13 protein-coding genes, 1 tRNA gene and 1 other RNA gene are annotated in these 15284 nt (G+C 68.5%); 5 read left to right on the top strand and 10 right to left on the bottom strand.

From position 1 onward, the window contains the following. Positions 1-15 precede the first annotated feature (15 nt). The 7 genes from HQ306_RS20465 to ffs all read right to left on the bottom strand — a co-directional run bounded on the left by HQ306_RS20465 (position 16) and on the right by ffs (position 8902). Positions 16-2166, bottom strand: coding sequence for a 3-hydroxyacyl-CoA dehydrogenase NAD-binding domain-containing protein (locus HQ306_RS20465; RefSeq protein ID WP_027506629.1), 2151 nt, complete (start codon positions 2164-2166; stop codon positions 16-18). 8 nt (positions 2167-2174) lie between these two features. Then, on the bottom strand, positions 2175-3386 hold the full coding sequence (locus HQ306_RS20460; RefSeq protein WP_027506628.1) for an acetyl-CoA C-acetyltransferase: 1212 nt from the start codon (positions 3384-3386) through the stop codon (positions 2175-2177). 176 nt (positions 3387-3562) lie between these two features. Continuing rightward, complete coding sequence (locus HQ306_RS20455) at positions 3563-5797, bottom strand: DNA polymerase III subunit gamma and tau (protein ID WP_222633301.1); 2235 nt, start codon at positions 5795-5797, stop codon at positions 3563-3565. Positions 5798-5843: 46 nt separating this feature from the next. Beyond that, entirely contained in the window at positions 5844-6428 is a 585-nt protein-coding gene (locus tag HQ306_RS20450) for an HhH-GPD-type base excision DNA repair protein (RefSeq protein WP_027506627.1), read from the bottom strand. Between the two features lie 12 nt (positions 6429-6440). After that, positions 6441-7346 (bottom strand): type IV toxin-antitoxin system AbiEi family antitoxin domain-containing protein, encoded by a 906-nt coding sequence (locus HQ306_RS20445; RefSeq protein ID WP_222633300.1) that lies wholly within the window; start codon positions 7344-7346, stop codon positions 6441-6443. Positions 7347-7479: 133 nt separating this feature from the next. Continuing rightward, on the bottom strand, positions 7480-8766 hold the full coding sequence (locus HQ306_RS20440; RefSeq protein ID WP_222633299.1) for an aminotransferase class I/II-fold pyridoxal phosphate-dependent enzyme: 1287 nt from the start codon (positions 8764-8766) through the stop codon (positions 7480-7482). 41 nt (positions 8767-8807) lie between these two features. Next, an RNA gene (gene ffs, locus HQ306_RS20435) (signal recognition particle sRNA small type) lies at positions 8808-8902 on the bottom strand. An 82-nt stretch (positions 8903-8984) separates the two neighbouring features. Between ffs and HQ306_RS20430 the strand changes: the two genes are divergently transcribed. Further along, positions 8985-9069 (top strand) — tRNA-Ser (locus HQ306_RS20430). Positions 9070-9112: 43 nt separating this feature from the next. Here HQ306_RS20430 and HQ306_RS22415 read toward each other — a convergent pair. Then, positions 9113-9247, bottom strand: a complete 135-nt coding sequence (locus HQ306_RS22415) for a hypothetical protein (RefSeq protein ID WP_261770337.1) — start codon at positions 9245-9247, stop codon at positions 9113-9115. 50 nt (positions 9248-9297) lie between these two features. Continuing rightward, the gene (locus HQ306_RS20425) at positions 9298-10206 is read right to left on the bottom strand and encodes a DUF2797 domain-containing protein (protein ID WP_261770338.1); all 909 of its coding nucleotides are present in this window, start codon (positions 10204-10206) and stop codon (positions 9298-9300) included. A 33-nt stretch (positions 10207-10239) separates the two neighbouring features. Between HQ306_RS20425 and HQ306_RS20420 the strand changes: the two genes are divergently transcribed. Continuing rightward, on the top strand, positions 10240-10779 hold the full coding sequence (locus HQ306_RS20420) for a hypothetical protein (protein WP_027506624.1): 540 nt from the start codon (positions 10240-10242) through the stop codon (positions 10777-10779). A gap of 140 nt (positions 10780-10919) precedes the next feature. Then, positions 10920-11822 carry an alpha/beta fold hydrolase gene (locus tag HQ306_RS20415; protein WP_027506623.1) on the top strand — a complete coding sequence of 301 codons (903 nt, stop codon included), beginning with the start codon at positions 10920-10922 and terminating at the stop codon, positions 11820-11822. Positions 11823-11882: 60 nt separating this feature from the next. Here the strand turns inward: HQ306_RS20415 and HQ306_RS20410 are convergent, their stop codons facing one another. After that, positions 11883-13268, bottom strand: coding sequence for an MFS transporter (locus HQ306_RS20410; protein ID WP_027506622.1), 1386 nt, complete (start codon positions 13266-13268; stop codon positions 11883-11885). 128 nt (positions 13269-13396) lie between these two features. On the opposite strand from HQ306_RS20410, the gene HQ306_RS20405 reads away from it, so the two are divergent. Together HQ306_RS20405 and gluQRS are read left to right on the top strand one after the other, a co-directional pair. Next, the gene (locus HQ306_RS20405) at positions 13397-14350 is read left to right on the top strand and encodes a LysR family transcriptional regulator (RefSeq protein WP_261770339.1); all 954 of its coding nucleotides are present in this window, start codon (positions 13397-13399) and stop codon (positions 14348-14350) included. Continuing rightward, entirely contained in the window at positions 14347-15237 is an 891-nt protein-coding gene (gluQRS, locus tag HQ306_RS20400) for a tRNA glutamyl-Q(34) synthetase GluQRS (RefSeq protein WP_222633297.1), read from the top strand. Before HQ306_RS20405 ends, gluQRS begins: the two co-directional genes overlap by 4 nt. Positions 15238-15284: the final 47 nt, after the last annotated feature.

Genomic DNA, 15284 nt, shown 5'->3' with positions numbered 1-15284 from the left:
GTCGTGTACTCGTGACTAGCGCAGAGACGCAGGCGGAGTGAACCGCTCGCCGTACTGCTTGGCCAGCTCCTCGGCACGGGCGACGAACGCCTCCTTGCCGATCGAGCCGTCCGCGGCCTCGTAGCCGACGACGTACTGGTGCACGCCACCGGTCCACGCCGGGAAGCCGATACCGAAGATCGAGCCGATGTTGGCGTCGGCCGTCGTGTTCAGCACGCCCTCGTCGAAGCACTTCTGTGTCTCGATCGCCTCGATGAAGAGCATGCGCTCCTTGAGGTCCTCGAACGACGACTCCGAGGTACCCGACTTGAAGGCGTCACGCAGACCCGACCAGAGGCCGGTGCGCTTGCCGTCGACGTACTCGTAGAACCCGGCACCCTTGGCCTTCGACGGACGCTCGAACTCGTCGACCATCTTGTCGATGACCGCGCCCGCGGCATCCTCGGGAGGAGTTCCGCCGGCTGCGACGATCGCGTCGTAGGTCTCCTTGCGGATCTTCTGCATCAGCGTCAGCGTCAGCTCGTCGGAGAGCTGCAACGGCGGCGCCGGGTAGCCCGCCTGCAGACCGGCCTGCTCGATGGTCGCGGGCTCGACGCCCTCGCCCAGCATGGCGATGGCCTCGTTGATGAAGGTGCCGATCACGCGCGAGGTGAAGAAGCCACGGCTGTCGTTGACGACGATCGGGGTCTTCTTGATGGCCTGCACGAGGTCGAATGCCTTGGCCAGAGCGGCATCCGAGGTCTTGTCACCGCGGATGATCTCGACCAGCGGCATCTTGTCGACGGGCGAGAAGAAGTGGATTCCGATGAAGTCTTCCTGGCGCTTGACACCCGTCGCGAGACCGGTGATGGGCAGCGTCGAGGTGTTCGAGCCGAGCAGCGAATCGGGAGCGACGAGGTCCTCGATCTCCTGGAAGACCTTGTGCTTGAGGTCCTGCGACTCGAAGACCGCCTCGATGACGAGGTCTGCACCCTCGACGTCCTTCGGATCGGCAGTCGGGTGGATACGCGCCAGCAGCGCGTCCGACTTCTCCTGCGTGGTCTTGCCGCGTGAGAGCGCCTTGGCCTCGATGGCCTCGGAGTACGCCTTGCCCTTGTCTGCGGACGCCTGCTCGACGTCCTTGAGGACGACGTCGATTCCGGCCTTGGCACAGACGTAGGCGATGCCGGCGCCCATCATGCCGGCGCCGAGCACGGCGACCTTGGTGAACTGCGTCTTCTCGTAGCCGTCCGGGCGGGACTTGCCGGCATTGATCGCCTGCAGGTCGAAGAAGAATGCCTGGATCATGTTCTTCGACACCTGGCCGGTGACGAGGGACGTGAAGTAGCGCGACTCGATGGTGGACGCGTTGTCGAAGTCGACCTGCGCACCCTCCACCGCGGCGGACAGGATCGCGAGCGGTGCCGGCATCGGCGCGCCCTTGATCTGCTTGCGCAGGTTCGACGGGAACGCCGGAAGGATCTGCGCGAGCTTGGGATTGGACGGCGTGCCGCCGGGAATCTTGTAGCCCTTGACGTCCCACGGGGCGACGCCGCCCTCGGGGTTGGCCTTGATCCATGCCTTCGCAGCGGGAACGAGTTCCTCGACGCTGCCGACGACCTCGTGCACCAGACCGAGCTCGAGCGCCTTGGCCGGGCGGAATCGCGTGCCCTGGGACAGCACCGACATGAAGCCGTTCTGGATACCCATCATGCGGGTGATGCGGGTGACGCCGCCGCCGCCGGGCAGCAGGCCCAGCGACACCTCGGGCAGGCCGAGCTGGACACCGGGAACGTCCGCGACGATGCGGTGGTGCGTCGCGAGCGTGATCTCCAGGCCGCCACCGAGTGCGGCGCCGTTGATCGCGGACACGACAGGCTTGCCGAGCGTCTCGAGCCGACGCAGCTGCGACTTGACCGTCTGCACCTCGTCGAAGATCTGCTGGGCGTCGGCGGGGCCGGCCTTGATCATGTTCTTGAGATCGCCACCGGCGAAGAAGGTCTTCTTCGCCGAGGTGACGACGACACCGGTGATGGAGTCCTTCTCGGCCTCGAGGCGGTCGACCGTGGCGCCCATCGAGGTCTTGTAGAGCTCGTTCATCGTGTTGGCGCCCTGGTTCGGGTCGTCCATCGTCAGGGTGACGATGCCGTCGGCATCCTGGTCCCACTGAATCATGTTGTCACTCATGCTGTTCCTCAGACTCGCTCGATGATGGTGGCCACGCCCATGCCGCCGCCGATGCACAGGGTGATCAGTGCGTAGCGGCCGTTCCGACGCTCGAGCTCGTCGAGCACGGTGCCGGTGATCATGGCGCCCGTGGCACCGAGGGGGTGGCCCATCGCGATGGCGCCACCGTTGACGTTGAGCTTCTCGCCCGGGATCTTCAGGTCGCGCTGGAAGCGCAGGACCACGGAGGCGAATGCCTCGTTCAGTTCGAACAGGTCGATGTCGTCGACCGTCAGGCCGGCCGCGGCCAGTACCTTCTTCGACGCGGGCGTCGGCCCGGTCAGCATGATGGTGGTGTCGGCGCCGCTGGTGGCGGTCGCGACGACGCGAGCGCGCGGCGTCATGCCCATCGACTTGCCGGCGTCCTCGCTGCCGACGACGACCAGGGCCGCACCGTCGACGATGCCCGACGAGTTGCCGCCGGTGTGGACGTGATCGATCTTCTCGATCCAGTGGTACTTCTGCAGCGCGACGTCGTCGAACCCGCCCATCGCGGCGATGCCCTCGAAGGCCGGCTTGAGCTTGCCGAGCGACTCGACGGTGGTGCCGGGGCGCATGTGCTCGTCACTGTCGAGGATCAGCAGACCGTTCTGGTCCGTGACCGGCACGACGGACTTGGTGAAGTAGCCACCCGACCATGCGGCTGCAGCGCGCTCCTGGGACTGCGCGGCGTACGCGTCGACGTCCTCACGGGTGAAGCCCTCGATCGTCGCGATGAGGTCGGCGCCGATGCCCTGGGGGGCGAAGTAGGTGTCGTAGTTGGTCTGCGGGTCCATGGCCCACGCGCCGCCGTCCGATCCCATGGGAACGCGGGACATCGACTCCACGCCACCGGCGATGACGAGCTCGTCCCAGCCCGACCGCACCTTCTGCGCGGCGAGGTTGACGGCTTCGAGGCCGGACGCGCAGAAACGGTTGAGCTGGAAGCCGCCGACCGTGTCGGGCATCTTCGCGGCGAGCACCGCGGTACGGGCGATGTCGGCACCCTGATCTCCCACGGGCGAGACGACGCCCAGGATCAGATCGGAGATGCGATCCTCGTCCATGTCGGGGAAACGACGGCGGAGCTCGTCGATCAACCCGGTGACCAGCGAGATCGGCTTGACCGAGTGCAGCGACCCGTTCTTGCCCTTACCTCGCGGTGTTCTGATGGCTTCGTAGATGTATGCCTCTGTGGTCACTGAACACAGTTCCTTCCGACGTGAGACTCGGGCAGCACGGTGCACTGGAGACACCGGCGCCCACGAGGACAGACCTCGACGCCATTCACCCTAGGCATGGAGCCGCGCTGCCGAAAGGACCGAAACGAGCGCGCACTGTGACACTCCTGCCGGTGTTTCACACCGTCAGCAGCAGGTCAGACGTCTTTCAGCGGGGTGGCACCCAGCTCGGACTGCAGCAGCTCGAGCGCGACCTCGTCCGGATCGCGACGCGTCGACGGATCGACCGGCTCCTTCGCCTGCTTCATGAGCTCTTCCTGCTCCTCCGGGCTTTCCGGGGGAGGTGGACCGTCGTACGGCGAGGGACCCGGGTCGTCCGGATAGTCGGGCTCCTCGGGCGGCGGGGGGATGTCGTCGTCGGACGGGCGCGAGGGCGTCGACCGCGCCGGGGCGCTGCCGGACTGCGCCGGCCGTGCCGGCTCCGGGGTGGGCGCCGACCTGCTCGGGCGCGAGAACCGAGGGCCGGTGGACGCCGGGCGCTCGGCCGGGGTGGATGCCGGCGCCGGTGCCGCCGACCGAGCGGTGCCGTCGCCCGCCTCGCAGACCACGGTCCACTCGACGCCGAAGACGTCACGCAGCGCGTCCTTGATGACCTCGGCGTTGCGGGGCTCGACCAGCCTCTTGGCCAGCGGTACCGAGTCGTGCGCCAACACGATCGCCCCGTCGCCGACAGACTTCACGGTGGCGCCCGAGAGCATCACCTCGACGGTGCGGCTGCGCTCCCGCACCTTCGTCCGCACCTCGGACCAGACGGCGCGCACGTCCGCGGCATCCGGACCCTCCGCCGCGGCGGGACTCGGCGCGGCGGGCTCGGGTGCTGTCTCGGGGGCGGTCTTTGCCGGCTCGGGGGCGGTCTCTGCCGGCTCGGGTGCCCTCTCGGCGGGCTCGGGTGCCGTCGGTTCGGCGGCCGGGGGTTCCACGGCTACGGGGGTGGGCTCCGGGGTCGGCTCGGGTTCAGGGGTCGGCTCGGGTTCAGGGGTGGCCGGCTGCGCTGCGGGCGGCTGTGCTGCGGCCGGTTCGGGACGCGCAGATTCGGGTGTGACCGGTTCCGGTGCAGCGACTCTGGCTGCGGGGGCGTCGACGACGGGCGCGGGAGCGGCGGCCGGCTCGGCCGCCCGCTCGGACGGACGGCGGTACGTCTGCTGCTGCGCCGCCGCCTCGAGGCGGTCGTGCTGATGTTCGGCCTCGACCGCAGCGGCCTCGCCTGCGGGCAGGGTCACGTCGAGGCGCCGTTCGAGGCGCTCCAACCGTTGCAGCACAGCACTTTCCGCATCGGACGCCGCCGGCAGCAGCATCCGCGCACACATGACCTCCAGCAACAGCCGGGGAGCCGTGGCGCCGCGCATCTCACCGAGTCCGGCGTGCACCGTCTCCGCGAATCGGGCCAGCGTGGCCGGGCCGATGCGCTCCGCCTCGTCGCGCATCCGCTCCAGCATGTCGGCGGGGGCGTCGACGAGTCCGCGCTCCCCCGCATCGGGGACCGCGCGCATGAGGATGAGGTCGCGGAGTCGATCGAGCAGGTCCACCGCGAACCGGCGGGGATCGTGGCCCGCGTCCATGACCTTCTCGACGGTGCCGAACAGAGCGGCACCGTCCCGGGCGGCCAGTGCGTCGACGGCCTCGTCGATCAGCGCGACGTCGGTGACACCGAGCAGAGTGAGTGCGCGGGCGTACTGCACACCCTCGTCACCTGCTCCGGCGAGCAGCTGGTCCAGCACGCTGAGGGTGTCGCGCGGGGAGCCACCACCGGCACGAATGACCAACGGGTACACCGCATCCTGCACGGTGACCTTCTCCTCCGCACAGATGCGCTCCATCAGGCCGCGCATGGCGAGCGGAGGCAGCAACCGGAAGGGGTAGTGATGGGTGCGGCTGCGGATGGTCGGCAGCACCTTCTCCGGCTCCGTGGTCGCGAACACGAAGATCAGGTGCTCGGGCGGCTCCTCCACGATCTTGAGCAGCGCATTGAAGCCCGCCGTCGTGACCATGTGGGCCTCGTCCACGATGAAGACGCGGTAGCGCGATTCCGCAGGCGCGTAGAACGCGCGGTCACGCAGCTCACGGGTGTCGTCCACGCCGCCGTGGCTGGCCGCGTCGAGCTCGATGACGTCGAGGTTGCCCGGGCCGCCGGGAGCGAGCGCGACACACGAGCCGCACACTCCGCACGGCGTCGACGTCGGACCCTGGACGCAGTTGAGCGACCGCGCCAGGATGCGTGCGGACGACGTCTTGCCACACCCGCGAGGGCCGGAGAAGAGGTAGGCGTGATTGATGCGCTTCGAGTCCAGTGCGACGGACAGAGGCTCGGTGACATGCTCCTGCCCGACCACTTCCGCGAACGTCGCTGGACGGTACTTCCGGTACAGGGCCACGCGAGAGAGAGTACCGACGTCGACCGACAGAACGGTCGGCGGGAACCTACGATCCTGCGCTCTCCTTGGCGGCCCGCTTGGCCGCCTTCTTGAACTCGCGCACCTCGCCCAGACTGGTCGCGTCGACCACGTCGGCGATGGATCGTCGGGAGCCGTCGTCGCCGTACGATCCGGCGGCGTCGCGCCACCCGGCCGGCTCCACACCCATCTGCTTGCCCAGCAGAGCCAGGAAGATGCGCGCCTTCTGATCGCCGTACCCGGGCAGCGCCTTCAGTCGCTTCAGCACTTCTCTGCCGTCCGGGTCGCCGTCCGTCCAGATGGCGTCGGCGCGGCCGTCCCACTCGTCGACGATGTACGAGCACATCGACTGGATCCGCTTGCCCATCGACCCGGGGAACCGGTGCACCGCGGGTGGAGTGGAGCAGATCGCGAGGAAGTCGTCCTCCGGCATCTCGGCGATCGCGCGGACGTCGAGCGACCCGATGCGATCCACCAGCTTCTTCGGACCGGCGAACGCCGACTCCATCGGTACCTGCTGATCGAGCAACATCCCGATCAGCAGCGCGAGCGGGTCGGAGGCGAGCAGGGCGTCGGCGTCGGGATCCCCCACCAAGTGCAGCGTCGTGGCCATGGCGTCATTCTTTCACGCGGACAGCGCAGCACGAATGCGCTGCGCCAGCCGACCGTCGACGAGGTCCGCCCACGTCCACCGCACGACGATCCACCCGGCGGCACGCAGAGCGTCCTCCCGAAGCTTCTCGCGGATCACGACTGCGTTCGCGGACTCGCCGTTGCGTGTGTACTTCGCCAGTCCGTCGAATTCGCCGAGCACGCGCTGGTCCTCCCACAGGAAGTCCGGCCGATACGTGCGCCCGTCGATCACGATCTCGATCTGCAGCTCGGGCGCGGGGAGCCCGTGCCGATCGAGGTACACCCGACTGCGCGATTCGCCGACGCTCTCGCTACGACCGTCCAAGAATGCGGCGGCACGTCGAGCGCCCGCGACGCCGCGCCGACGGCCACACCCGCGGATGGCCTCGGTGATGTCGTCGATCGATGTCGGAGTGCATGCCATCGCCGAATCACCAACGCACACAGCGGCTTCGAAGCTCAAGGCGCACGCAAGATCCGCCACGGTCCGCGCCGCGGAGGTCACTCTCGCACCGTCACGCATCACCACGTCCATATCGGCGAGTGGATGCGTGTGAAGGTGCCGTACCGCGTCGACACGTCCGCCGGTCGGCCTGTCGACCGTCAGGTGCACCAGCGGTGGCGGCCCCTGCCACAACGACATGCCCCACGCCAGCGCGGCCGACTCGTGGCTGAGCGTGAGACCCGGTCCGCCTGCGGCCAGGGCTGCCCGGGCTGCGAGAAGGTGTCGAGCCTCCGGCGCGGAGTCGGTGAAACGCCGCTTGTCGACGAAACACCCCCGCCGCACGGCCACTATGGACCCGGACCTGCGTGCACTGCGGATCTCGGTGTCGGACACACCTCGGCCGAGAAGATCCGCGCGCCGGATCAGTTCTGCGGCTTCGCCCTCGTCGCTCATGTGACGATCGTGGCCGAGATCCAGGAATGCTGCTCATGGCCATCCACAGGCGTCGAACCGTCACCGGTTTCCGCAACTCACAGGGGTTGCAGCCGGTGAACCCTGCCGGAATCGGTGTGAGAACCCGACCGAACTACGACCCGAGCAGCTTCTCCGTCGCGGCCAGCAGCACGCAGGTGGCCACGCCGTCCATCGCCGCGGACAACTCGTCGGTGGACGGGAAGCTGGGGGCGAGGCGGATGTTCCGGTCGTCGGGATCGCGCTTGTACGGGAAGGCGGAGCCGGCGCCGGTGAGGGCGATGCCGGCGTCCTTCGCCAGGGAGATGGTGCGCGCAGCGGTGCCGTCGAGCACGTCCAGGCTGACGAAGTAGCCACCGTCGGGCTCGGTCCACGATGCGACCTTCGAGGCACCGAGCCTGTCGTCGAGGATTTCCTGGACCATCGCGAACTTGGGCGCGAGGATCTCGCGGTGCTTGGCCATGTGCGACCGCACACCGTCGGCATCACCGAAGAAGCGCAGGTGGCGGAGCTGATTGAGCTTGTCGGGGCCGATGCTCTTCTTGCCGTAGTGGCCCAGGTACCAGTCGAGGTTCGCCGACGACGAACCGAGGAAGCTGACGCCGGCACCGGCGTAGGTGATCTTCGACGTGGACGCGAAGACGTACGGACGGTTCGCGTGACCGGTCTCCGCTGCCAGGCTCAGCACGTCGTACGCGGGCGGGAACTCGTCTGCCAGCGGATGTACCGCGTAGGCGTTGTCCCAGAACAGCCGATAGTCGGCGGCCGCGGTGGGCATCGTCGCGAGAGCGCGGGTGACCTCCTCCGAGTACACCGCACCCGTGGGGTTGGCGTAGTTCGGCACACACCACATGCCCTTGATCTGCGGATCGCCCGAGACCAGCCGCTCGACCTCGGCGACGTCGGGGCCGTCCTCGTTCATCGTCACCGGGATCATCTCGATGCCGTAGCTCTCGGTGATGGCGAAGTGCCGGTCGTAACCGGGGCTCGGGCACAGGAAGCGGACGACGGGTTCGGCCGACCACGGACGCACCGAGTCGACGGTGCCGTGCAGCAGCCCCCACACCACGAGGTCGTGCATGATCTCGAGGCTCGCGTTGTTTCCCGCGATCAGGTTCGCGGCCGGGATGTTCAGTAGCTCACCGAAGATGGCGCGCAGCTCGGGCAGACCCTGCAGTCCGCCGTAGTTGCGGCAGTCGGTGCCCTTGCCGTCCCGGTAGTCCTCACCGGGCAGGGTGAGCAGGCCGGCCGCGAGATCGAGCTGCTCGGGTGACGGCTTGCCGCGGGTGAGGTCCAGCGAGAGTCCGCGTGCGACCAGTGCCTCGTACTCGGCGGTGCGCTTCTCGTGCTCCGCGGCCAGCTCGTCGGGGTTCATCAGTCCGAGTTGAGCTTGGCCGGTCATGGCGAGGAGGGCCTTTCGAGGCGACTGCGCGTGGCGGGAAGTTAAGGGGACCCCGCGCACCCGGCAGAGCCCGTTGACCCTTGCTGCCTTCCGGCCCTGGGGGAGTTCACAGGATGCGCGCCGCGCGGGATCCGTGGACGAGTCTAGCCACATCCCCCGCGCACCACCGAACCGACCCGATTCGTCTCAACGGGGGTGTCGCCGGTAAGGTAGTCGACGGAGGATTCGCCTAGTGGCCTATGGCGCTCGCCTGGAACGCGGGTTGGGTTAACGCCCTCAGGGGTTCAAATCCCCTATCCTCCGCAGAGAAAGACCCCCGTGCACTGCACGGGGGTCTTCTTCGTTCTCACTCTCTGTCCAGCACCCAGGTCACGGGAGCCGGGTCGAGCCCTTCCACGACGCCGGCCGCCCACGCCTCGGCCGTCGACACGTCCTCGTGCTCGGCGGTGGCCAGGATGGAGTCGTCGCTGGTGTCTCTCACTCGATAGGTCGGCATGGCTCACGAATGCCACGCGGCGGCCGGGGACAAACTCAGAACAGTGCTTCCTGCATGGCGGGCAGCGCGGTGTCGAACTCGCCCCACTCGATGCGGCGGCCCCGCAGTCGGGCCAGGTCGGCGACGTAGACGGCATCCGGATCCTCCGCCACCGTCGCGCCGACGGCGGAACCGATGCACCACTGCACGGTCAGGCCGTGCGCACCGACGGCAGTGTCCAGCGGATAGGCCGTGCGCCGACCCGTGAAGGCCGCCTCTCGGCCCGCGGGCGGCTCCCACTGCTCGTCGACGACACGGAAGTCGTCGTCGGAGAAGTCGGGACCGAGGTCGGCGAGCACCTCGCGCGCCAGTGTCGCCGCGTCGGCGTTCGATCGGTCGAGGCGGGCGAGGTCGATCGGGCGGGTCAACCCCGCCGCCTTGGCTGCCGCGCGCACGGCCTGGCGCAGACCGGCAGTGTCGGTCATCGCGTCCTCGAGGTGCCGCACCACGCGTCCGTCGACCGCCCGTGCGACGTAGCGTCCGACCACGGCGCCCTGCTCGGTGAGCCGCCCCCATTTCCGAGGATCCGCCGCCGTTCCCACCTTGTCCGTCCCGTCGGCGAAGGTCGCGACGTAGAGCCAGTGCGGTTGCATCACGACGCTCTCGAGCCCCTTCGACAGGAAGTCCTGCCGGTGGACGATGTGGACGAACCGGTACGGATCCGCCGCGACACAGGCGTCGCAGTGCACCCCGGAGGTGGCGCGCGCACCGTTCGGGCAGGCCACGGGACGGCCGTCCTCGGCGCGGCGACCGATGCACCACAGCACACCCGGCGCATCGAGCGCGCGGTATCGCAGTGCGGAGGACAGCACCGGCCGGGACGTCACCTCGCCGGTGTCCGTGTCGGTGACTCCGAGCAGCGGCTCCCCGCGTGGCCACCCGACACCGCGCACGACCAGTGCCATCGCGACTCCTCTCCACCTGGCAGCATTCCCGGGATGAGCACACCCGGACCCGTCGGATCCCTCTACCGCCGAGTGACGACGCGCAAGGCCGGCGTGCTGCCCCCGCACCGCGCCACCCGACGTCTCTCGGCCTACGTCTACGGAAACGTCCTGGTGATGACCGTGGTGGTCGCCGCCAGTCCGTCGTCCATCGCGAACGGTACGGCGGCGTTGTTGGTGATCGGCACCACGCTCACCACCTTCCTCGCCCACATCTTCGCGGACGCCGTCGCGGCCGGCACCGTCGACGACGACACCGTCGACTGGCGCGAGGAGTTGCGGGACTCGCTGCCGATCGCCTCCTCGGGCGTCGCGCCGTCGTTGCTGCTGGCGCTGGCGTGGCTCGAGATCCTGCCCGGCGCACTCGCGCAGGGGCTCGCGGGTGGTCTGGTGACGTTGCGTATCGCGTCGATCCCGGTGGTCGCCGAGCGTCTGCGCGGCCGCGGACTGTCGTTTCGCCTGGTCCTGGCCGGTATCGCCACCGCAGTGCTGGCCGCGATCGTCGTGGCGGTGAAGGTGTATCTGACACACTGATCGCGTCGTTCGCCACCGAAACCTCTTGTGACCGACACCGCCGCCGGGCAGTGAATGTCTGGGATCACATGCTCGCGGAACGGCTCCCCGCCGCCCATCAGCGTGCACACTGGAGCGGTAGTACAACGGAGGGATCTCCCATGGCGGCACTCGATACCGCACAGCCGGACATGCAGACACTCAGTCTGCACGGCAACGAACTGAAGTACCTGGACATCGGACACGGCCCCGCGGTCATCCTGATCCACGGACTGCTGGGCTCCCATCACAACTGGGAACCGCAGATCGACACCCTGTCGCAGCGGTACCGCGTCATCGTGCCGGACCTGTTCGGCCACGGTGAATCGGACAAGCCCGCCGGGGACTACTCCATCAGTTCCCACGCCGCGACGGTGCGCGACCTGCTGCACAGCCTGGACATCACGTCGGCGACGTTCGTGGGCCACTCGCTCGGCGGTGGCATCGCGATGCAGACGCTGTACCTGTTCCCCGAGTTGGTCGAGCGCATGGTGCTCATCGCCAGCGGCGGACTCGGCCCCGAGGTGAGCCCGCTCCTGCGTGCGGCCACCCTGCCGGGCAGCGAATTCGTTCTCCCGCTGATGGCGAACCGCACCGTGCGCGGCCTCACCGATCTCGCGATCGATCGGCTCGACAAGCTGGGACTCCCCCTGATGAGCGCCAGTTCCTCCGAGGCGTGGCGCAGCTTCGGGTCGGTCCAGGACGCCGGCACCCGCCGCGCGTTCCTCGCGACCGCCCGCTCCGTCATCAGCTTCCGCGGTCAGACCATCAGTGCGACACCGCACTTCGCCAACTTCCCCAACATCCAGGCGATGCTGGTCTGGGGTGCGCGCGACAGCATCATCCCCAACTCGCACACCGAGAACGCTCGGGCCGAGTTGCCGCACGGCCGCGTCGAGATCTTCGAGAGGGCAGGGCATTTCCCGCATCTCGACAATCCCGACCGCTTCGACCGCATATTCACCGAGTTCATGCGTGACTGCGAGGCCGGTGCCTCGCGTCCGCACCTCGTCGCCGAGGCCTGACACACACACGAACGCGCCCTCTCCCGTCATGCGGGAGAGGGCGCGATGCTGTGTGCGTGCCTACTTCGTCGGGATACCGGCCTTCGCGAGCTCGGCCTCGGTGGCCAGGTTCTTCGCGTCGGCGATGTCGATGCTCTCGAGCGCGATGCCCTTGGTCTCACGAGCCACCACGACGGCGATCAGCGTGATGAGCGCGGAGGCTGCGAGGTACCAGGCGATCGGCACGGACGAGCCGTAGACGTCCAGCAGCTTCACCGCGATGATCGGCGCGAGCGACCCTGCGACGATCGACGTCACCTGATAGCCCAGGGACACACCGGAATACCGCATACGCGTGGGGAACATCTCGGACATGATCGCCGGCTGGGTGGCGTACATGAAGGCGTGGAACACCAGTCCGATGATGATCGCCAGCATGATGACGACGTTGTGGCCGCTGTTCATCATGGGGAAGGCGAAGAAGCCCCACGTGCCGGCGGTGACCGCACCGACGAGGTACACCGGACGGCGTCCGACGGTGTCCGCCAGGCGACCGACCAACGGGATCACCGCGAAGTGCACGGCGTGCGCGATGAGCATCCACCAGAGGATGGTGCTGGTGTCGGTTCCCACCTCGACCTTGAGGTAGGTGATGGAGAAGGTGACCACCAGGTAGTACATGACGTTCTCGCCGAAGCGCAGGCCCATCGCGGTGAACACGCCACGCGGGTAACGCTTCACGACCTCGAAGACGCCGTACGACGCGGCCTTGATGACCTCGGCCTGCTTCTGCGCCTCGACGAAGATGGGTGCGTCGGTGACCTTGGTGCGGACGTAGTAGCCGACGAAGACGATGACGGCGGACAGCCAGAACGCGACACGCCAGCCCCAGCTGAGGAACGCGTCCTCCGAGAGCACGGTGGTGAGCACCAACAGGACGACCGTCGCGAGCAGGTTGCCGCCGGGGACACCGGCCTGCGGCCAACTGGCCCAGAAGCCGCGGCTCTTGTTGGGGCTGTGCTCGGCGACGAGAAGCACTGCGCCGCCCCACTCACCGCCCACCGCGAAGCCCTGGATGAAGCGCAGCGTCACCAGAAGTGCCGGCGCCCAGTACCCGATCTGGTTGAACGTCGGCAGGCAGCCCATGAGGAAGGTGGCGGCGCCGACCAGCACCAGCGAGAACTGCAGGAGCTTCTTACGTCCGTACTTGTCACCGAAGTGACCGAAGACGATGCCACCGAGCGGTCGTGCGACGAAGCCGACCGCGTACGTGACGAAGGCCGCCAGGATGGCGTCGAGTTCGCTGGTTCCCTCCGCGAACATGATCTTGCTGAACACGAGCGTCGCCGCCGTGCCGTAGAGGAAGAACTCGTACCACTCGACCACGGTGCCCGCCATGGATGCGGCGACCACCTTCCGCAGACCCGACGGTTCCTCGTCGCGATCCACCCTGTCGACAACCGACATGACATTCTCCTTGCTGAGTCTCCGGTGCCGGGACAGTGATCCACGGCACACGCTGAGTCGAGTATCGACGCAGATCACCGCGCCGCACAATGGCCGCGCGCGCACGACCGAACTGCAAAGATGCACACATGACCTCGTCCGGACGCTCCTCGGCGCACACGCCGCCCAGCGCGGACGATCTTCTCGTCCTCCTCGCCGTCGGGCGCAGCGGCCGCTTCACCGCCGCCGCGGACAGCCTCGGTGTCAATCACACGACGGTGTCTCGCCGCATCGCCTCACTGGAGAAATCACTCGGTGGCCGGGTACTGGTCCGCACCTCGGGCGGCTGGGAACTCACCGACCTGGGCCGACACGCACTCGCCGCGGCCGAGACGGTCGACAGCGTGGTGCGCGGCCTGGTGGACCCGGGCGGTGCGTCGCTGCGTGGTGTCGTCCGCATCTCCGCGACGGACGGATTCAGCGCCTACATCGCGGCGCCCGCCGCCGTCAGTGTGCAGGAACGGCACCCCGAGGTGTCCGTGGAACTGGTCGCCGCGACGCGACGCGCCTCGCAACAACGGTCGGGAATGGACATCGAGATCGTCGTCGGCACGCCTCAGGTGCACCGCGCCGAGGCCGTGCACCTCGGCGAGTACTGCCTCGGTCTGTACGCCACTCCGGAGTACCTCGAGCACCACGACACCATCACCACCCGACGCGACCTCGCCGGCCATCCCCTCGTCTACTTCGTCGAGTCGATGCTCCACGTCGACGACCTGGATCTCGCGCGCTCGGTCGCCGTCGGCGACGCTCCCCCGTCGTCGGACGTCCCGGTGATGCGGAGTTCGGTGAGCTCGACCAACGTCTTCGTGCACGTCGAGGCCACGCGGGCGGGCGCCGGTATAGGCCTGCTGCCGTGCTTCATGGCCGACCGGCACCGCGATCTCGTGCGCATCCTGCGCTCGGAGGTGTCGGTCACCCTGGCCTACTGGCTGGTCGTGCGCGGCGAGACGCTGCGCCGCCCCGAGGTCGGGGTGGTGGTCGACGCGCTGCGGACGGAGGTCGCGTCCCGACGGGACGAGCTCATGGGTCGCGGCGAGTGAACGGCCGCTTCGCACCGAGCCCCTCCGGCGACCTCCACATCGGGAACCTCCGCACGGCTGTGCTCGCGTGGCTCCTCGCCCGCGGAACCGGACGCGGATTCGTCCTGCGCGTCGAGGACCTCGATCGCGTGCGACCGGGCGCCGAGCACCGTCAGCTCGACGATCTCGCCGCCGTCGGCATCACCGTCGACGGGCCGGTGGTGCGGCAATCGGATCGCCGAGAGTCCTATGCCGCGGCCATCGCCTCCCTCGCCGCCGACGGCCGTGTCTACGAGTGTTTCTGCACCCGCCGCGAGATCCAGCAGGCCGCGTCCGCACCGCACGCTCCCGAGGGTGCGTACCCCGGAACCTGCCGGAACCTCACCGAGGCGCAACGCGCGTCCCGCCGCGCCGAGGGCCGACGCGCCGCGCTGCGGTTGCGTTCGGACACGCGGTCGTTCACCGTGACCGACGCCCTCGTCGGCGAGTTCACGGGCGTGGTCGACGACCTCGTCCTCCAGCGCACGGACGGCGTTCCCGCCTACAACCTCGCCGTCGTCGTCGACGACGGGTTCCAGAGCGTCGACCAGGTGGTTCGCGCGGACGACCTGCTCGCGTCGGCGCCGCGTCAGGCCTACCTCGCCGGTCTGCTCGGCGTGCAGATCCCGGAGTACGTGCACGTCCCGCTCGCTCTCGGACCGACGGGCAAGCGCCTCGCCAAGCGGGACGGCGCCGTCACCCTGCGCGACCGACTCGCCGCCGGGCAGACCGTGTCCGACGTCCGCGCCGAGATCGCGTCGTCGATCGGGGTTCCGTCCGAGCGCACGCACGAATCGCTGTCCGACCTGGCCTCGCACTGGTCCCTGGACCTGCTCCCGAGGGAGCCGTGGTTCGTGCTCGGTCACTGATCGAGACCCCGTTGCAACGGAACATCGCACACCGGTCGGGGCGCATC

It is taken from the genome of Rhodococcus sp. BP-160, from assembly GCF_019836205.1.
In the GTDB taxonomy this organism is placed as follows: Bacteria; Actinomycetota; Actinomycetes; order Mycobacteriales; family Mycobacteriaceae; genus Rhodococcoides.
Note: the sequence above shows the minus strand (reverse complement) of the source record. Positions and strands in the feature narration are given on the sequence as shown.